This window comes from Streptomyces sp. NPDC029014, assembly GCF_055564695.1.
This window is the reverse complement of sequence record NZ_JBVHVT010000094.1, coordinates 1-15,873: the sequence shown is the minus strand read 5'-3', so window position 1 is coordinate 15,873 and position 15,873 is coordinate 1. Positions and strand designations below refer to the sequence as shown.

Sequence of the window (15,873 nt, the reverse complement as noted above, 5' to 3'; positions counted from 1 at the left end):
CGCGATCACGCGGTGCCACCGGTGTGATGCGAACGTGAGACGTCAAGCGCCGCGACGCTGCTGAGTCGACGGGCCGGACTCGTCGTCCTCGTCCTCGTCGTCATCGCTGTTGTACAGCTCCGCGTACTTCGCGTACGGGTCGTCGTCGTCCAGCTCGTCATCGACGTCGACCGGCTCGCTGACAGGCAGCAGCGGCGTCGTCGGCGATGCGCCCAGCTCGTTGGCCAGACGCGCAAGGTCAGTGCCGCCGCTGTTGTACTTCAGCTGGCGGGCGACCTTCGTCTGCTTGGCCTTGGCCCGGCCGCGCCCCATGGCTCGACCCCCTCGGTGACGGGGCTCGACGGCCCCAGAGTCTGACACGCGTTCATGGTTCGGAGCGGGCTCTCCTCGGAGAGACCGTCCGTAGGGGTTTAACGGTACCTGTTTCCGCGGCCATACGGTACGCCGCCCGCATGACGTGCCTCGGAACAGGACCATCGAGGCGCCCCGTCCTCGCTGGTCAGCTGCGATTTTAACTCTTTCCTGGCGGCCGACCCGCCGAAGTGCAGTGAGTTCCGTCTCGCCGCACCCCGGCGGGCGCACCGGCAGGGGGCTAGGAGGCCTTCGCCGCCTTGGCCGCGCGGCCGTCGGCCATCCGCTGCTCGGCGATCCGGTCGGCCGCCGCAGCCGGAGGGATACCGTCAGCCTTTGCGCGAGCGAAGATTTCCAGCGTGGTGTCGAAGATCTTCGTGGCCTGGGCCTTGCACCGGTCGAAGTCGAAGCCGTGCAGCTCGTCCGCGACCTGGATCACGCCGCCCGCGTTGACCACGTAGTCCGGCGCGTAGAGGATGCCGCGGTCCGCGAGGTCCTTCTCGATGCCCGGGTGGGCGAGCTGGTTGTTCGCCGCACCGCAGACGATCGCGGCGGTGAGGGCGGGCACGGTCTCGTCGTTGAGGGCGCCGCCGAGCGCGCAGGGGGCGTAGATGTCGAGCCCCTCGGTGCGGATCAGCGCGTCCGTGTCGACCACGGCCGTCACCTGCGGGTGCTTGTCGAGGATCCGCCGCACCGACTCCTCGCGGACGTCGGTGATCACGACCTCGGCGCCGTCCTCCAGGAGGTGCTCGACCAGGTAGTGGCCGACCTTGCCGACGCCGGCCACGCCGACCTTGCGGCCGCGCAGGGTCGGGTCGCCCCACAGGTGCTGGGCGCTGGCCCGCATGCCCTGGAAGACGCCGAAGGCGGTGAGGACGGAGGAGTCGCCGGCGCCGCCGTTCTCGGGGGAGCGGCCGGTGGCCCAGCGGGTCTCGCGGGCGACCACGTCCATGTCCGCGACGTACGTGCCGACGTCGCACGCGGTGACGTAGCGGCCGCCGAGGGACTCGACGAAGCGACCGTAGGCCAGCAGCAGGTCCTCGGTCTTGATCTGGTCCGGGTCGCCGATGATGACGGCCTTGCCGCCGCCGAGGCCGAGGCCGGCCATAGCGTTCTTGTAGGACATGCCGCGCGAGAGGTTCAGCGCGTCGAGGACGGCCTCCTCGTCGGAGGCGTACGCGTGGAAGCGCGTGCCGCCGAGGGCGGGGCCCAGGGCGGTGGAGTGGATGGCGATGACGGCCTTCAGGCCCGTGGCACGGTCCTGGCACAGCACGACTTGCTCGTGGCCGCCCTGTTCCGAGTGGAACAGGGTGTGCAGGACGCCGTCGGTCATTTCGGTCACGGTGGTGACTCCCATGGAAGAGATGCGGCGGAAAGAACGCCCGCCCTGCGGGTGGGGGAGGGCGTGCTGGGAGCAGAGTAAGACCTGGAACGCGCCCGTAGGGGAGCTGTCCGTGGATCGGGACGCTCCCGGAGTACGGGGCGCTCCGGGTCCCGCTGTGCCCGTGGTCCGCCGCCGGTCCGGCGGAGTAGCGCCGGGTGGTGCGGGGGAGTACGAGAACGTGAGTGAATCCTCCGAGACCGGGCTGCCGTCGGCCCGTTCGGCGCCGACCGTCCCGTACGCCTCCTACCTGCGAGTCTACGAGCCGCTGGCGGCGTTCGCGGAGCCGGAGCGGACGCACTGGGCGGCGTACGCCCGGCGTGCGGCGGCGCCCACGGCCCAGGACGAACTGCGCCGATCGCTCGCCGAGTTGGTGCGGGTGCCGCTGGTGGGCGTGCCGGCGCACGAGAGCTCGGACGCCTTCACGGCCGAGGTGGACGGGGTACTGCTGGTGTGCCCGTGGCGGACGAGGCTGCGCGGCTGGCTGGCGCTCCAGGAGCTCGTGGAGCAGTTCCCGCTGCCGGTGCTGGACGCGGCGCTGCCGCCCGCCGCGCGGCGCAGGGCGGCCGAGGAGTACGAGCGCTGGCGGGAGCGCAATCCCGATGCGCGGCCGTGGATCCGCACCGGAGTGTGGCAGGTGCCACTGCGCTGGTTCGTCCTCGTGTCCGACGATGAGCGGGAGTACCTGCCGCAGGAACGGCTGCGCTACCGGACTCCGATGGTGCAGGCCCGGCGGCGGCTCGCGCGGGGGCTGCGCATCCTGCGGGAGACGCCGGGCTACGAGGCGCTCGCCGAGGGACTGGTGGAGGTCGGCACCTGGCTGGAGGAGTTCCACCCGCGGTCGATGGTCGAGCTGGACTACGGCGGGCTGGTCCACGCGCTGCCGGCGGACCGGCTGGCGGAGGACCGCTCGGCCCGGGACGTCGCGGCCGGGATCGCGGCGCTGAGGTCGGGGGACGAGGAGGCGGCGGCAGAGGTGTACGAGGAGCTGAGGGACCAGTGGCGCGAGGTCCGGGAGAGACTGTTCGCCAACTAGTTCGCCCGTCGCAGGGACGTGGCGAACCGGGAAACCGGTTTATCGGGTCGAAGGCCCGGGACCTACGTCCCGATACGGGCCATTGGCTCAAGCGTGACGGACTGCACTAAACACACCCTTGCGCCCTTCCCCTACCCTCGTGCCAAAATAGGACAAGGAGTCCGGGGAGGGTTCCTTCCGCCCAACTAAGGGCGGAATGCTCGGCATTGCACTCTACGGGGGGTCTGAGGACTCCTGATCGCTCTGTGACTGATCGTCACAGTGGGGTGACTGTCCGTTATAGGGCGGTCCATCGGCTTCCGACCGCTGATGAACACCTCGGAGGGCAATTCCATCGGTTTGGCCGTCGAGGCTGGACGGATGGTGTAGTTGTAGTGCCGAGGACAAGCCGTTCGTCCTATAACCGACTCGGCCCGCGTATGTCCATTTCGGGCAACGCGGGCCAAGGTGCAGAATTTAGAGGAAAGAACCGAGATGGTTCGGTTCTCCCGAGGAGGCCGCTCATGACCGCTCGCACCCCTGATGCCGAGCCGCTGCTGACCCCGGCTGAGGTCGCCACGATGTTCCGCGTGGACCCGAAGACGGTGACCCGCTGGGCCAAGGCCGGCAAGCTCACGTCCATCCGCACCCTGGGTGGGCACCGCCGTTACCGCGAGGCCGAGGTCCGTGCCCTGCTCGCGGGAATTCCGCAGCAGCGCAGCGAGGCCTGAGGTCGCGCTAGCACCCCGCTTTAACGGGGAGGAATCGGATCCCCCAATCCGATGAAACCCACATGGCTTCATGCGGCCGGACCTGCCCCAACAGGTTCCCGGCCGTTCGATCGCGCTGGACTCCGCCGGGTCCAGCGCGATCTTTTTTATGCCCTGGGGCACCCCGGCGGGGTGGGTGCCATTGCACATATTAAATTGAGGGCACGTATGGACGCGATAAATGTGCGGGTCCCGAAAACTCATGTGGTGACTCCTGTCACAGGGTGTCACCCTTGTGCATTCCCCAATGCACCCGTAAGGGGATGTCCCACGCACGGCGGGCCTCAGGCAGACGGGGGATTTGGGCGGATGGAGCCATTCCGCGGCGCGGCGGCGGGGTGAACCGCGGGGCCGACGGGACCCGTGGGACCGGTGGGTCCCCAGAGGTCGTTTCGGCGGCATCCGGCGGGCCTGTACGGCGCCGGGACCGCCCGGAAGTGCCCGTCCCGGCCGGCGGCTCCCCGGGAGGCCGGGAGGGGCTGCGCCGGGCGGCGTGCGAACGACGGGCGCCCTCATGCAGCAGAGCCCGCATCCGATCGGATGCGGGCTCTGCTCTTGTTGCGATCCTGACGGGACTTGAACCCGCGACCTCCACCTTGACAGGGTGGCGAGCTAACCAACTGCTCCACAGGACCTCGATGTGCGGCCGCGTTTTCCGTGGCTGCGCATCAGAACTGTACATCAGCGCGGGGGGTGCGTCGAACCGGCCGTCACGGGGCGGCCGCGTCCACCGCCTTCACGATCCGCTTGTCCGAGATCGGGTACGCCGTCCCGAGCGCGTGCGCGAAGTAGCTGACCCGGAGCTCCTCGATCATCCAGCGGATCTCGGTGACCTCCGGCGGGACCGGCCGCCCCTTGGGCAGCTGCTCCAGCAGCCAGGCGTACTCGTCCTGCATCTCGTGGACCTTCTCCATGCGCGTGGTGTCGCGCTGGACGGCCGTCGGCATCTGCTGCAGCCGCCGGTCCACCGCCACCAGGTAGCGCATCAGGTCCGGCAGCCGGCGCAGGCCCGTCAGGGTCACGAAGCCCGTCGGCACGAGGGCCGCCAGCTGCGTCCTCACGTCCTGCACGTTCGCCACCAGGGCCAGGCTGTTGGTGGCCTTCAGGCGGCGCTCACAGGCCTGCCAGGCGGCCAGCACCTGCTGCACTTGGGACACCGTCCGCACCGTCGTGTCCACGAGGTCCGCGCGCACGGCCTCGTAGAGCGCCCGGAAGCCCGCCTCGTCCCAGGCCGGCCCGCCGTGGTCGGCGATGAGCTTGTCGGTCGCCGCGGTCGCGCAGTCGTCGAACAGCGCCTGGATGGAGCCGTGCGGGTTGCGGGACAGGGCCAGCTTCTGCTGGTTCGTCAGGTGGTCCGAGGCGAACTTCGCCGGGTTCACCGGGATGTTCAGCAGGATCAGCCGCCGGGTGCCCAGCCACATCGCCTGCTGCTGCTCGGCCTCCGTGTCGAAGAGCCGAACGGACACGCTCGCACCCTCGTCCACCAGCGCCGGGTACGCCTTCACCGGCTGACCGGCCCGCCGGGTCTCGAAGACCTTGGTCAGCATGCCGATCGTCCAGTCGGTGAGCCCGGTGCGCTCCACCGACTCCCCGCCCGCCCGCTCGGCGGTGGCCGCCGCGGCCTTGGACAGGGCCTGGCGGGCCTTCGGCTTCAGCTTCAGCCGCAGGGCCTCCAGGTCCTTGTCCTCGGCCAGGTTCCTGCGGCGCTCGTCGATGATCCGGAAAGTGATCTTCAGGTGGTCCGGGATCCGGGAAAGGTCGAAGTCCTCGGCGGTGACGGGGACCCCGACCATCCGCTGGAGCTCGCGCGCCAGGGTCACCGGCAACGGCTCCTGGAGGGGCACGGCGGTGTCCAGGAAACGCCCCGCGAAGTTCGGCGCGGGCACGTAGTGCCGGCGGATCGGCTTGGGCAGCGACCGGATCAGCTCCGTGACCACCTCCTCCCGCAGGCCCGGGATCTGCCAGTCGAAGCCCTGGTCGGTGACCTGGTTGAGCACCTGGAGCGGGATGTGGACGGTCACGCCGTCCGCGTCCGCGCCGGGCTCGAACTGGTACGTCACCCGGAACTTGAGCTGCCCCTGCCGCCAGGAGTCCGGGTAGTCCGCCTTGGTGACCCCGGCCGCCTTCTCGGTGAGCAGCATCTCGCGCTCGAAGTCGAGCAGCTCGGGCTGCTCGCGCCGCTTGTGCTTCCACCAGGAGTCGAAGTGCGCCCCGGACACCACGTGCTCGGGGATCCGCTGCTCGTAGAAGTCGAAGAGGGTCTCGTCGTCGACGACGATGTCGCGGCGCCGGGCCCGGTTCTCCAGCTCCTCGACCTCGGTGAGCAGCTTGCGGTTGTCCGCGTAGAACTTGTGGTGGGTCCGCCAGTCGCCCTCGACGAGCGCGTTGCGGATGAACAGCTCGCGGGAGACCTCGGGATCGATCCGCCCGTAGTTGACCTTCCGCTGGGCGACGATCGGGACGCCGTACAGCGTGACCCGCTCGTACGCCATGACGGCCGCCTGGTCCTTCTCCCAGTGCGGCTCGCTGTACGTGCGCTTGATCAGGTGCTGGGCCAGCGGCTCGACCCACTCGGGCTCCACCTTGGCGTTGACCCGGGCCCACAGCCGCGAGGTCTCCACCAGCTCCGCCGACATCACGAACCGCGGCTGCTTCTTGAACAGCGCCGAGCCCGGGAAGACCGCGAACTTGGCGCCGCGCGCACCGAGGTACTCGTTCTTGTCGGTGTCCTTCAGGCCGAGGTGCGAGAGCAGGCCGGCCAGCAGGGAGACGTGGACGTGCTGCTCCGCCGCGTCCGTCTCGTTGACGTGGATGCCCATGCCCCGGGCGACCGTGCGCAGCTGCGAGTAGATGTCCTGCCACTCGCGGATCCGCAGGAAGTTCAGGTACTCCTGCTTGCACATCCGGCGGAAGGACGACGAGCCGCGCTCCTTCTGCTGCTCGCGGACGTACCGCCACAGGTTCAGGTACGACAGGAAGTCGCTGGTCTCGTCCTTGAAGCGGGCGTGCTGCTGGTCGGCCTGGGTCTGCTTGTCCGAGGGCCGCTCGCGGGGGTCCTGGATGGACAGCGCCGCCGCGATCACCATGACCTCGCGGACGCAGCCGTTCTTGTCCGCTTCGAGGACCATGCGGGCCAGCCGCGGGTCGACCGGCAGCTGGGACAGCTGGCGGCCCATCGGGGTGAGCCGCTTGCGCGGGTCCTTCTCCGCCGGGTCCAGGGCCCCGAGCTCCTGGAGGAGCTGGATGCCGTCGCGGATGTTGCGGTGGTCCGGCGGGTCGATGAAGGGGAACTTCTCGATCTCGCCGAGGCCGGCCGCGGTCATCTGGAGGATGACGGAGGCCAGGTTGGTGCGCAGGATCTCGGCGTCGGTGAACTCGGGACGGGCGTTGAAGTCGTCCTCGGAGTACAGCCGGATGCAGATGCCGTCGCTGGTACGGCCGCAGCGGCCCTTGCGCTGGTTGGCGCTGGCCTGCGAGATCCGCTCGATGGGCAGCCGCTGGACCTTGGTGCGGTGGCTGTAGCGGGAGATCCGGGCGGTGCCCGGGTCGATCACGTACTTGATGCCCGGGACGGTCAGCGAGGTCTCGGCGACGTTGGTGGCGAGCACGATCCGGCGGCCGGTGTGCTGCTGGAAGACGCGGTGCTGCTCGGCGTGCGAGAGGCGGGCGTAGAGCGGCAGCACCTCCGTGAAGCGGAGTTTCTTCTTGATGAGCGCGTCGGCGGTGTCGCGGATCTCGCGCTCGCCGGAGAGGAAGACCAGGATGTCGCCGGGTCCCTCGGCCTGGAGCTCGTCCACGGCGTCGCAGATCGCGGTGATCTGGTCGCGGTCGCTGTCCTCGGACTCCTCTTCCAGGAGCGGCCGGTAGCGGACCTCCACGGGGTACGTGCGCCCGCTGACCTCGATGATCGGGGCGTCGCCGAAGTGGCGGGAGAAGCGCTCCGGGTCGATGGTCGCCGAGGTGATCACGACCTTGAGGTCGGGGCGCTTCGGCAGCAGCTGGGACAGGTAGCCCAACAGGAAGTCGATGTTCAGCGAGCGCTCGTGAGCCTCGTCGATGATGATCGTGTCGTAGGCGCGCAGCTCGCGGTCCGTCTGGACCTCGGCGAGCAGGATGCCGTCCGTCATCAGCTTCACGAAGGTCGAGCCCGGGTCCACCTGGTCGGTGAAGCGGACCTTCCAGCCGACCGTCTGGCCGATCTCGGTCTTCAGCTCCTCGGCGATGCGCTCCGCGACGGTGCGGGCGGCGATCCGGCGGGGCTGGGTGTGCCCGATCATGCCCCGGACGCCGCGACCCAGGTCCATGCAGATCTTGGGGATCTGCGTGGTCTTGCCGGATCCGGTCTCACCGGCGACGATCACGACCTGGTGGTCGCGTATCGCCTCGGCGATCGCGTCCTTCTTCTGACTGACGGGCAGGTTCTCGGGGTAAGTGACCTCGGGCATCCGCGAGGCACGCGCGGCCAGCCGCGCGGCGGCCTTCTCGGCTTCCGCGGCGATCTCGTCGAGCACGGCCTGCTTGGCCTCGGGCTTGCGGATGCGGCGGGCGCCTTCGAGGCGGCGGCCGAGGCGGTGCGCGTCGCGGAGGGGGATCTCACCGAGAAGCGTCTGCAGGGCGGCGAAGGAAGTAGACATACCTGCTTGAGGATCTCACCCGCGGGTGCCGGGTGGCGAACGCATTTGTCGGGTGGACCCGTACCATTTCGGGACGAGTCCGTCGTCCCTCCCGCCGTGAGAGGCCCCACGTATGCCGAGCAGCGCGCACCGACGGGTGGTCGCCGTGCTGCTCGCGGCGGTGCTGGCGGTGTTCTGCGCCGTCGCGGGCGCGGGGTCGTCCGGTGTGGGGGTGTTCGGCGCCGGGTCGTCCTTCGGGGCCGTGGCTTTCGCGGGTGCCTCGGGTGCCTCGGGTGCCTCGGGTGTCCCGGCCGCTCCGGCCCGCTCGGGTGCCCCGGAGCTCAGGGAACGGGCCGTGGGCGTGCCGGCGGTCTCCGTCCCGGTTGCCGTCGCGGGCGGTGGGGAGCGGGGGCCGCGCTGCGCACCCGGACCCGCCGCGCCCGACCGGGCCCCGGCCGTACCGGCCCGGGCCGGCACCCACCTGGACCACGCCCTCGCCGCCTGCGCGCGTCCCGCCCTGCCCGGCGCCGCCGCTCCCCGTTCCGTGGCCGGTCCGCCGTGCGGTGCGCGGGGGCCCGACCGGCCGGCGCCGGGGCCGGTGGAGCTGTCCGTGATGCGGGTGTAGGAGGGCCGGCCGCACCGCCGGTCCGCCGCCCCCTTCCCCTTCACGGATCCACACAGCTCCGGAGCAGCCGTATGCCCGCTTCCCCTCCCTCTTCCTCTTCCTCTTCCTCTTCCTCCTCCCGTTCCTCGGCCCGGTCCGGGTCCTCCCGCAAGACCCTGCTGGCCTGCGCCGCTGTCGCGGTCGCCGCCGTGACCATGGGCCTGGTGTCCTGGCAGGCCACCGCCCCCGACAAGGCGCCCGCACGGAGCTCCGCGGCCGCCGATCCGCAGGCCGCCGGTTCCGGTTCCGGTTCCGAGCTGGCCAAGCTCGCCCGGCGCGACGGGGGCGACAAGCTGGCCCTCGGCCGGGCCGACGCGCCCGTCGTGCTGATCGAGTACTCCGACTTCAAGTGCGGCTACTGCGGGAAGTTCGCCCGTGACACCGAGCCCGAGCTGATCAGGAAGTACGTCGACGACGGCACCCTGCGCATCGAGTGGCGCAACTTCCCGATCTTCGGCGCCGAGTCGGAGGCCGCGGCGAAGGCCGCCTGGGCCGCCGGGCAGCAGGACCGGTTCCGGCAGTTCCACGAGGCCGCGTTCGCCCCGGGGGCCAAGGAGAAGGGCTTCGGTGAGCCGCGGCTGCTGGAGTTGGCCCGGGAGGCCGGTGTGCCGGACCTGGAGCGGTTCCGGCAGGACATGAACGGGGAGGCCGCGGCGGCAGCCCTGGAGAAGGACCGGGAGGAGGGGTACCGCATCGGGGTCAGCTCCACCCCGTCCTTCCTGGTCGGCGGGCAGCCGATCGCGGGCGCCCAGCCGTTCGGCACCTTCGCCGCCGTGATCGACCGGGCCGCGGCGAAGGCCCGGGCCGCGGCCGGGGCGGGCGCGGGGGCGGGCCGGTGACGGACATCGGCTACCTGGCGGCCCTGCTCGGCGGGCTGCTGGCGCTGCTCAGCCCGTGCAGCGCGCTGCTGCTGCCGGCCTTCTTCGCGTACTCGATCGCTTCCCCGTCGCGGTTGCTGGCACGGACCGTGATCTTCTACGCGGGCCTGGCGACCACCCTGGTCCCGCTGGGCGCGGCCTCCTCGACCGCCGGGCGGTTCTTCCACGGCCACCGCGAGGGGCTGGTGCTGGCCGGCGGCTCGCTGATCATCGTGCTGGGGCTGGCGCAGGTCCTGGGGCTGGGCTTCGCCCCACGGCGCATCTCTGAGCTGTCCGGGCGGATCCGGCCGACGACGGCCCTGTCGGTGTACGCGCTGGGCGCGGTCTACGGGCTGGCCGGGTTCTGCGCCGGCCCGATCCTGGGCAGCGTCCTGACGGTGGCGGCGGTCGGCGGGAACCCGGTGTACGGCGGCCTGCTGCTGGCCGTGTACGCGCTGGGGATGGCCGTGCCGCTGTTCGTGCTGGCGCTGCTGTGGGAGCGGTTCGACCTGGGGCGGCGGCGCTGGCTGCGCGGGCGCACGGTCCGGGCGGGCCGGCTGGAGCTGCACACGACCTCGCTGCTGTCCGGGCTGTTCTTTATCGTCCTGGGCGCGCTGTTCCTGTCGTTCGACGGGGCGAGCGCGCTGCCCGGGCTGCTGGACGTGGAGGACTCGTACGCGGTGGAGCAGCGGGTCCGGGCGGTCGCGGACGCGGTGCCGGACTGGGCGCTGCTGGGGCTGGTGGCCGTCGGGGCGGCCGTGGCCGCCCTGGTGCGCACGCGCCGCGGCACCCGGGTGGAGGAGCCGGTGGCGGAGCGGGCGGCGGAGTAACGCGGAAGGCCCCGTCCGATGGACGGGGCCTTCCTTCTGTGGCTGGGGCCGGGGTCGAACCGGCGACCTATCGCTTTTCAGGCGATCGCTCGTACCAACTGAGCTACCCAGCCACGAGACCGTTTCCGGCCTCAGCGATCCTGACGGGACTTGAACCCGCGACCTCCACCTTGACAGGGTGGCGAGCTAACCAACTGCTCCACAGGACCATGCAGTGTGCGAGAACAAGTCTTGCACACGGTAATGCGTACCCCCAACGGGATTCGAACCCGTGCTACCGCCTTGAAAGGGCGGCGTCCTGGGCCACTAGACGATGAGGGCTAAAGGCCCGCCGGGGCGCTTTCCAGCGCGTCGGGGACGTGAGAAGCATATGGGATGCGGGGAGGTATCGCCAAAACGGTTTCTCCCGGCGCGTGGGAGGCGCCCCGGCCGGGGGGACAATGACCGGGTGCTGGAGATGACACGCGAGGAGTTCGAGGAGCTCGTTTCCGAGGCGCTGGACCGCATCCCGCCGGAGCTGACCAGGCTCATGGACAACGTGGCGGTCTTCGTCGAGGACGAGCCGCCCGCGGACGACCCGGAGCTGTTGGGGCTGTACGAGGGGACACCGCTGACGGACCGCGGCGAGTGGTACGCCGGGGTGCTGCCCGACCGGATCACCATCTACCGGAACCCCACCCTGCGGATGTGCGAGGACCGGGAGGACGTGATCGCCGAAACGGAGATCACCGTGGTCCACGAGATCGCGCACCACTTCGGGATCGACGACGCCCGGCTGCACGCCCTGGGGTACGGGTGACCCGTCCCGGCCCAGGAGCGGGGGAGGCCGCGGGGGCTGCGGCGCCTGCGGGGGCCGAGGGGGTCGCGGCGATCGACCCGGACGTCGACCTGCACGTCCCCGCACAGCGCACCGAGCCGCAGGGGCCGGTGCTGGCGGCGATCGCGGTGGGCGGGGCGCTCGGGTCGTCGGCGCGCTACGGGTTGGAGCTGCTCTGGCCGCCCGGGCCGGTGGGCTTCCCGTGGGCGACGTTCTGGACCAATTCGGTCGGCTGCCTGCTGATCGGTGTCCTGATGGTGCTGATCGGCGAGGGTGGGCGGACCTCCCCGCATCCACTGCTGCGGCCGTTCGCCGGGGTGGGGGTGCTGGGCGGGTTCACCACGTTCTCCACGTACGCGGCGGGCTTCGCCCGGTTGTTGGACGGTGGCGAGGCGGAGCTCGCGCTGGCGTACGCCGGGCTCACGGTGGTGGCGGCGCTGGGCGCGGTCTGGGCCGCGGCGGCGGTGACGCGGTGTGCGGTGCGGGCCGCCGGCCGGCGGGCCCGGGCACGGGCGCGGGAGCGGATGCGCAGGCGGGCGCGGGAACGGGGGCGCGGGTGAACTGGCTGCTGGTGGTGGCCGGCGCGGTGGTCGGGGCGCCGCTGCGGTACCTGACGGACCGTGCGGTGCAGGCACGGCACGACTCGGTGTTCCCGTGGGGGACGTTCGCGGTGAACACGGCCGCCTGCCTCGTCCTCGGGGCGCTGACGGGGGCGACGCTGGCCGGTGCGGGGTCCCCGCGGTGGAGCCTGCTGCTGGGGACCGGGCTGTGCGGGGCGCTGAGCACGTACTCGACGTTCTCGTACGAGACGCTGCGGCTGGCCGAGACGGGCCGGCGGTTCCTGGCGGGGGCGAACGTGGTGGCGTCGGTGCTGGCCGGGCTGGGTGCGGTGGTGCTCGGTTCGCAGGTGGCGCGGCAGTTGTTCGCCTGAGCGCGCGGCCGGGCGCGCCGCGGCCGCCGGGGTGCGCCGGGCTGCGCCGGGCGGGTGACGGATTGCGGACAGCCGGTGTCCCCAAGGGCGTGTCTCTCACGGGGCAAAGGGAGTTGGGCATATTGACCCGCTGATCCGCGGATCCTGACAGCCCATCCGGAGGTGCCCCGTGCGCCAGTTGTCCGCTTCCCTCCGACTGGCCGTCACCGCGCTCGCGGTCGCGGCCAGTGCAGGCTGCATGAGCGTCGGCGCGGACGCCGCCAAGCCCGGGCCCTCCTCCCCGGCGGACCGCAAGTCCGCGGCCGAGGCCGGCGGAGGATCCGCTGCCGGGCGCGGTGCCGGACTGCACGGCACCGGGCACGGGGCGAAGGCCGGCGCGGCGGTCCCCGACGGCAGGACCTCCGAGGACGGCAAGGCCTCCGGGGCGACGGGAGCCTCCCCCAGCCCGGGTGCGCCGGCCGGGCGGCCGGGCCCTTCGCCGTCGGCGGGGCCGGGCGGCGGGGGCGGCGGCCAGGGGCCCCAGCAGCCGCCGTCCGGCGGGGGCGGGACCGGGGGTTCCGGAGGCTCGCCGGCCAGCCCTCCGGCCCAGTCGCCGACCCCGCAGCCGCCCGTGTCCTCCCCGACCCCGCCCACCCCGACGCTCCCGCCGCAGCCGGAACCCAGCACGTCGGCCACCGTGTAGCGCGGGGCGGGCGGCCGGGCGGGGGCGCCGGTGACGGGGCCCGCGGTCGGGGGCCGGCGGGTGGAAGGGCCGGGATCGCCGCAGGTCAGGACGGATCGGGCAGGAACGACTTGCCATACCCCCGGAAGGGTGCGTATGGTTATAGATCGTTTGATCCCATTGCCCGGCGCCGATCCGAAGCGCGCCGCGTGGCGCGTACTCTCCCTAGCCGTGGCTGACCGCATCGAGGCGGTCGATTTGCGATTCACGGAGTTTGGGCGCGTGCCGAGACTCCGGAAGGTTTCGCATTTCGCATGTCCATTTCCAGTTCTGACCGTGCCGTCATGCCCGAGAACGACTCGAACGAGATCGTCGACGCCGTTGAGGCACTCGTGGTGACCGAGGCCATGGAGGCCGCCGAGGCCGACGAGATCATCGAGGCCCTTGAGGCTGACGTGGCCGACGTGGATGACGACGCCGACGCCGACGACGTCTCCGAGCCCGAGATCACCTTCGCGGACCTCGGCCTCCCCGAGGGCGTCGTCCGCAAGCTCGCGCAGAACGGTGTCACCATCCCGTTCCCGATCCAGGCCGCCACCATCCCGGACGCCCTGGCCGGCAAGGACATCCTCGGCCGCGGCCGCACCGGCTCCGGCAAGACCCTCTCCTTCGGTCTGCCGACCCTGGCCCGCCTGGCCGACGGCTACACGGAGAAGAAGAAGCCCCGCGCCGTCATCCTCACCCCGACCCGCGAGCTCGCGATGCAGGTCGCGGACGCCCTCCAGCCGTACGGCGACGTCCTCGGCCTGAAGATGAAGGTCGTCTGCGGCGGTACCTCCATGGGCAACCAGATCTACGCCCTGGAGCGCGGTGTCGACATTCTCGTCGCCACCCCCGGCCGCCTGCGCGACATCATCAACCGCGGTGCCTGCTCCCTGGAGAACGTCGAGGTCGCGGTCCTCGACGAGGCCGACCAGATGTCCGACCTGGGCTTCCTGCCCGAGGTCACCGAGCTGCTCGACCAGGTCCCGGCCGGCGGCCAGCGCATGCTCTTCTCCGCCACGATGGAGAACGAGATCGGCACCCTGGTCAAGCGCTACCTGTCGAACCCGGTCAGCCACGAGGTCGACAGCGCCCAGGGCAACGTCACGACCATGACCCACCACGTCCTCGTCGTGAAGCCGAAGGACAAGGCGCCGGTCACCGCCGCCATCGCCGCCCGCAAGGGCCGCACCATCATCTTCGTCCGCACCCAGCTGGGCGCCGACCGCATCGCCGAGCAGCTCGTCGAGGCCGGCGTGAAGGCGGACGCCCTGCACGGCGGCATGACCCAGGGCGCCCGTACCCGCGTCCTCGCGGACTTCAAGGACGGCCACGTCAACGCGCTCGTCGCCACCGACGTCGCCGCCCGCGGCATCCACGTCGACGGCATCGACCTGGTCCTCAACGTGGACCCGGCCGGCGACCACAAGGACTACCTGCACCGCTCGGGCCGCACCGCCCGCGCCGGCAAGTCCGGTGTCGTGGTCTCCCTGGCGCTCCCGCACCAGCGCCGCCAGATCTTCCGCCTGATGGAGGACGCGGGCGTCGAGGCCTCGCGCCACATCGTCCAGGGCGCCGGCGCCTTCGACCCGGAGGTCGCCGAGATCACCGGTGCCCGCTCGCTGACCGAGGTGCAGGCCGACTCCGCGAACAACGCCGCCAAGCAGGCCGAGCGCGAGGTCGCCGAGCTGACCCGCCGCCTGGAGCGCACGACCCGCCGCGCCGCCGAGCTCCGCGAGGAGGCCGACCGGCTCGTCGCCCGCTCCGCCCGCGAGCGCGGCGAGGACCCGGAGACCGCGGTCGCCGAGGTCGCCGAGGCCGCCTCGGCCGAGGTCGCCGCTCACGTCGCCGCTGCCGCGGCCGCCGAGGAGCGCCAGGCCCGTCGCGAGGAGCGCCGTGACGACCGCGGTGACCGCCGCGACGACCGCGGTGACCGTGGCGGCTTCCGTCGTGACGACCGCGGTGACCGTCGTGACGACAACCGCGGCGAGCGTGGCGGCTTCCGCCGTGACGACCGTCCGTCGTTCAACCGTGACGACCGTGGTGACCGTGGTGGGTTCCGTCGTGACGACCGGGGTGACCGTCGTGACGACAACCGCGGCGAGCGTGGCGGCTTCCGTCGCGAGGAGCGTCCGTCGTTCAACCGTGACGACCGTGGTGACCGTGGTGGGTTCCGTCGTGACGACCGGGGTGACCGTCGTGACGACAACCGCGGCGAGCGTGGTGGCTTCCGTCGCGAGGAGCGTCCGTCGTTCAACCGTGACGACCGTGGTGACCGTGGTGGGTTCCGTCGTGACGACCGGGGTGACCGTCGTGACGACCGCGGTGGCTTCCGTCGCGAGGAGCGTCCGTCGTTCAACCGCGACGACCGTGGTGACCGTGGCGGCTTCCGTCGTGACGACCGCGGTGACCGCCGTGACGACCGTGGCGGCTTCCGCCGTGACGACCGCCCCTCCGGCGGCTTCCGCTCCGGCGCCGGCGACCGCCCGTACGGCCGCCGCGACGACCAGCGTCCGTCCGGCTCCTTCGGTGCCCGCCGCGACGACAAGCCCCGCTGGAAGCGCAACGGCTGACCTGCGCCGCCAGTGACCTGACGGTCCGGAAGGGCCCGTCCGACACCTCGTGTCGGGCGGGCCCTTCGCTTATCCGGACGGCGCGCTTCCGGCCGACTGGGGTACGGGTCCCGGAGGATGACGGGGCCGGTCGGTCGATACCCGATCGGCTGGCCGGTGCTGTCCGGCTATGCTCTGGGGTGAGCACGCGAGGGCCATTAGCTCAATTGGCAGAGCAGCGGACTTTTAATCCGTTGGTTGTCGGTTCGAGTCCGACATGGCCTACGGCTCGTGGGGGGGGGGGGGGGGGGGGGGGGGGGGGGGGGGGGGGGGGGGGGGGGGGGGGGGGGGGGGGGGGGGGGGGGGGGGGGGGAGGAGGGGGGGGGCTT

General features: G+C 71.7%; 13 protein-coding genes and 5 tRNA genes. 11 read left to right on the top strand and 7 right to left on the bottom strand.

The features are described 5' to 3' along the window. Positions 1–42: 42 nt before the first annotated feature. Both ACZ4VL_RS34480 and ACZ4VL_RS34475 read right to left on the bottom strand, forming a co-directional pair. Complete coding sequence (locus ACZ4VL_RS34480) at positions 43–360, bottom strand: DUF3073 domain-containing protein (RefSeq protein WP_361100222.1); 318 nt, start codon at positions 358–360, stop codon at positions 43–45. 232 nt (positions 361–592) lie between these two features. Next, positions 593–1,708 (bottom strand): Leu/Phe/Val dehydrogenase, encoded by a 1,116-nt coding sequence (locus ACZ4VL_RS34475; RefSeq protein WP_361100225.1) that lies wholly within the window; start codon positions 1,706–1,708, stop codon positions 593–595. Between the two features lie 205 nt (positions 1,709–1,913). Here ACZ4VL_RS34475 and ACZ4VL_RS34470 point away from each other — a divergent pair, with 205 nt between their 5' ends. Beyond that, the gene (locus tag ACZ4VL_RS34470) at positions 1,914–2,768 is read left to right on the top strand and encodes a DUF8083 family protein (RefSeq protein ID WP_468208127.1); all 855 of its coding nucleotides are present in this window, start codon (positions 1,914–1,916) and stop codon (positions 2,766–2,768) included. Between the two features lie 503 nt (positions 2,769–3,271). Then, positions 3,272–3,478: a developmental transcriptional regulator BldC gene (bldC, locus tag ACZ4VL_RS34465; RefSeq protein ID WP_003949541.1), complete on the top strand. Its 207-nt coding sequence runs from the start codon at positions 3,272–3,274 to the stop codon at positions 3,476–3,478. A 600-nt stretch (positions 3,479–4,078) separates the two neighbouring features. Here the strand turns inward: bldC and ACZ4VL_RS34460 are convergent. Further along, a tRNA-Asp gene (locus tag ACZ4VL_RS34460) sits at positions 4,079–4,152 on the bottom strand. 75 nt (positions 4,153–4,227) lie between these two features. Further along, complete coding sequence (hrpA, locus tag ACZ4VL_RS34455; RefSeq protein WP_468208125.1) at positions 4,228–8,151, bottom strand: ATP-dependent RNA helicase HrpA; 3,924 nt, start codon at positions 8,149–8,151, stop codon at positions 4,228–4,230. Positions 8,152–8,263: 112 nt separating this feature from the next. On the opposite strand from hrpA, the gene ACZ4VL_RS34450 reads away from it, so the two are divergent. The 3 genes from ACZ4VL_RS34450 to ACZ4VL_RS34440 all read left to right on the top strand — a co-directional run bounded on the left by ACZ4VL_RS34450 (position 8,264) and on the right by ACZ4VL_RS34440 (position 10,481). Further along, positions 8,264–8,755, top strand: a complete 492-nt coding sequence (locus ACZ4VL_RS34450; RefSeq protein ID WP_468208123.1) for a hypothetical protein — start codon at positions 8,264–8,266, stop codon at positions 8,753–8,755. A gap of 71 nt (positions 8,756–8,826) precedes the next feature. Continuing rightward, positions 8,827–9,633, top strand: a complete 807-nt coding sequence (locus tag ACZ4VL_RS34445) for a DsbA family protein (protein ID WP_468208120.1) — start codon at positions 8,827–8,829, stop codon at positions 9,631–9,633. Beyond that, positions 9,630–10,481: a cytochrome c biogenesis CcdA family protein gene (locus tag ACZ4VL_RS34440; protein ID WP_468208117.1), complete on the top strand. Its 852-nt coding sequence runs from the start codon at positions 9,630–9,632 to the stop codon at positions 10,479–10,481. The genes ACZ4VL_RS34445 and ACZ4VL_RS34440 overlap by 4 nt, the downstream gene beginning before the upstream one ends. A gap of 39 nt (positions 10,482–10,520) precedes the next feature. Here ACZ4VL_RS34440 and ACZ4VL_RS34435 read toward each other — a convergent pair. The 3 genes from ACZ4VL_RS34435 to ACZ4VL_RS34425 form a co-directional block, all read right to left on the bottom strand. After that, a tRNA-Phe gene (locus ACZ4VL_RS34435) sits at positions 10,521–10,594 on the bottom strand. Between the two features lie 22 nt (positions 10,595–10,616). Beyond that, a tRNA-Asp gene (locus ACZ4VL_RS34430) sits at positions 10,617–10,690 on the bottom strand. Between the two features lie 39 nt (positions 10,691–10,729). Continuing rightward, a tRNA-Glu gene (locus tag ACZ4VL_RS34425) sits at positions 10,730–10,802 on the bottom strand. Between the two features lie 127 nt (positions 10,803–10,929). On the opposite strand from ACZ4VL_RS34425, the gene ACZ4VL_RS34420 reads away from it, so the two are divergent. The 6 genes from ACZ4VL_RS34420 to ACZ4VL_RS34395 all read left to right on the top strand — a co-directional run bounded on the left by ACZ4VL_RS34420 (position 10,930) and on the right by ACZ4VL_RS34395 (position 15,769). Further along, a complete protein-coding gene (locus ACZ4VL_RS34420; RefSeq protein ID WP_179176895.1) occupies positions 10,930–11,280 on the top strand; it encodes a metallopeptidase family protein in 351 nt (116 codons plus the stop codon). Next, entirely contained in the window at positions 11,277–11,858 is a 582-nt protein-coding gene (locus ACZ4VL_RS34415) for a fluoride efflux transporter FluC (RefSeq protein ID WP_468208114.1), read from the top strand. Before ACZ4VL_RS34420 ends, ACZ4VL_RS34415 begins: the two co-directional genes overlap by 4 nt. Then, complete coding sequence (gene crcB, locus ACZ4VL_RS34410; RefSeq protein ID WP_468208111.1) at positions 11,855–12,229, top strand: fluoride efflux transporter CrcB; 375 nt, start codon at positions 11,855–11,857, stop codon at positions 12,227–12,229. Before ACZ4VL_RS34415 ends, crcB begins: the two co-directional genes overlap by 4 nt. A 178-nt stretch (positions 12,230–12,407) precedes the next feature. After that, positions 12,408–12,911: a hypothetical protein gene (locus ACZ4VL_RS34405; protein ID WP_468208109.1), complete on the top strand. Its 504-nt coding sequence runs from the start codon at positions 12,408–12,410 to the stop codon at positions 12,909–12,911. A gap of 293 nt (positions 12,912–13,204) precedes the next feature. After that, a complete protein-coding gene (locus ACZ4VL_RS34400; protein ID WP_468208107.1) occupies positions 13,205–15,505 on the top strand; it encodes a DEAD/DEAH box helicase in 2,301 nt (766 codons plus the stop codon). A 191-nt stretch (positions 15,506–15,696) separates the two neighbouring features. Continuing rightward, positions 15,697–15,769, top strand: a tRNA-Lys gene (locus ACZ4VL_RS34395). The last annotated feature ends 104 nt before the right edge of the window (positions 15,770–15,873 follow it).

Bases quoted from the DNA above. Each gene is read 5' to 3' on its own strand.
- ACZ4VL_RS34475 (WP_361100225.1), bottom strand. From the start codon at position 1,708: ATGGGAGTCACCACCGTGACCGAAATGACCGACGGCGTCCTGCACACC.
- bldC (WP_003949541.1), top strand. From the start codon at position 3,272: ATGACCGCTCGCACCCCTGATGCCGAGCCGCTGCTGACCCCGGCTGAG.
- hrpA (WP_468208125.1), bottom strand. From the start codon at position 8,151: ATGTCTACTTCCTTCGCCGCCCTGCAGACGCTTCTCGGTGAGATCCCC.
- ACZ4VL_RS34450 (WP_468208123.1), top strand. From the start codon at position 8,264: ATGCCGAGCAGCGCGCACCGACGGGTGGTCGCCGTGCTGCTCGCGGCG.
- ACZ4VL_RS34445 (WP_468208120.1), top strand. From the start codon at position 8,827: ATGCCCGCTTCCCCTCCCTCTTCCTCTTCCTCTTCCTCTTCCTCCTCC.
- ACZ4VL_RS34400 (WP_468208107.1), top strand. From the start codon at position 13,205: ATGTCCATTTCCAGTTCTGACCGTGCCGTCATGCCCGAGAACGACTCG.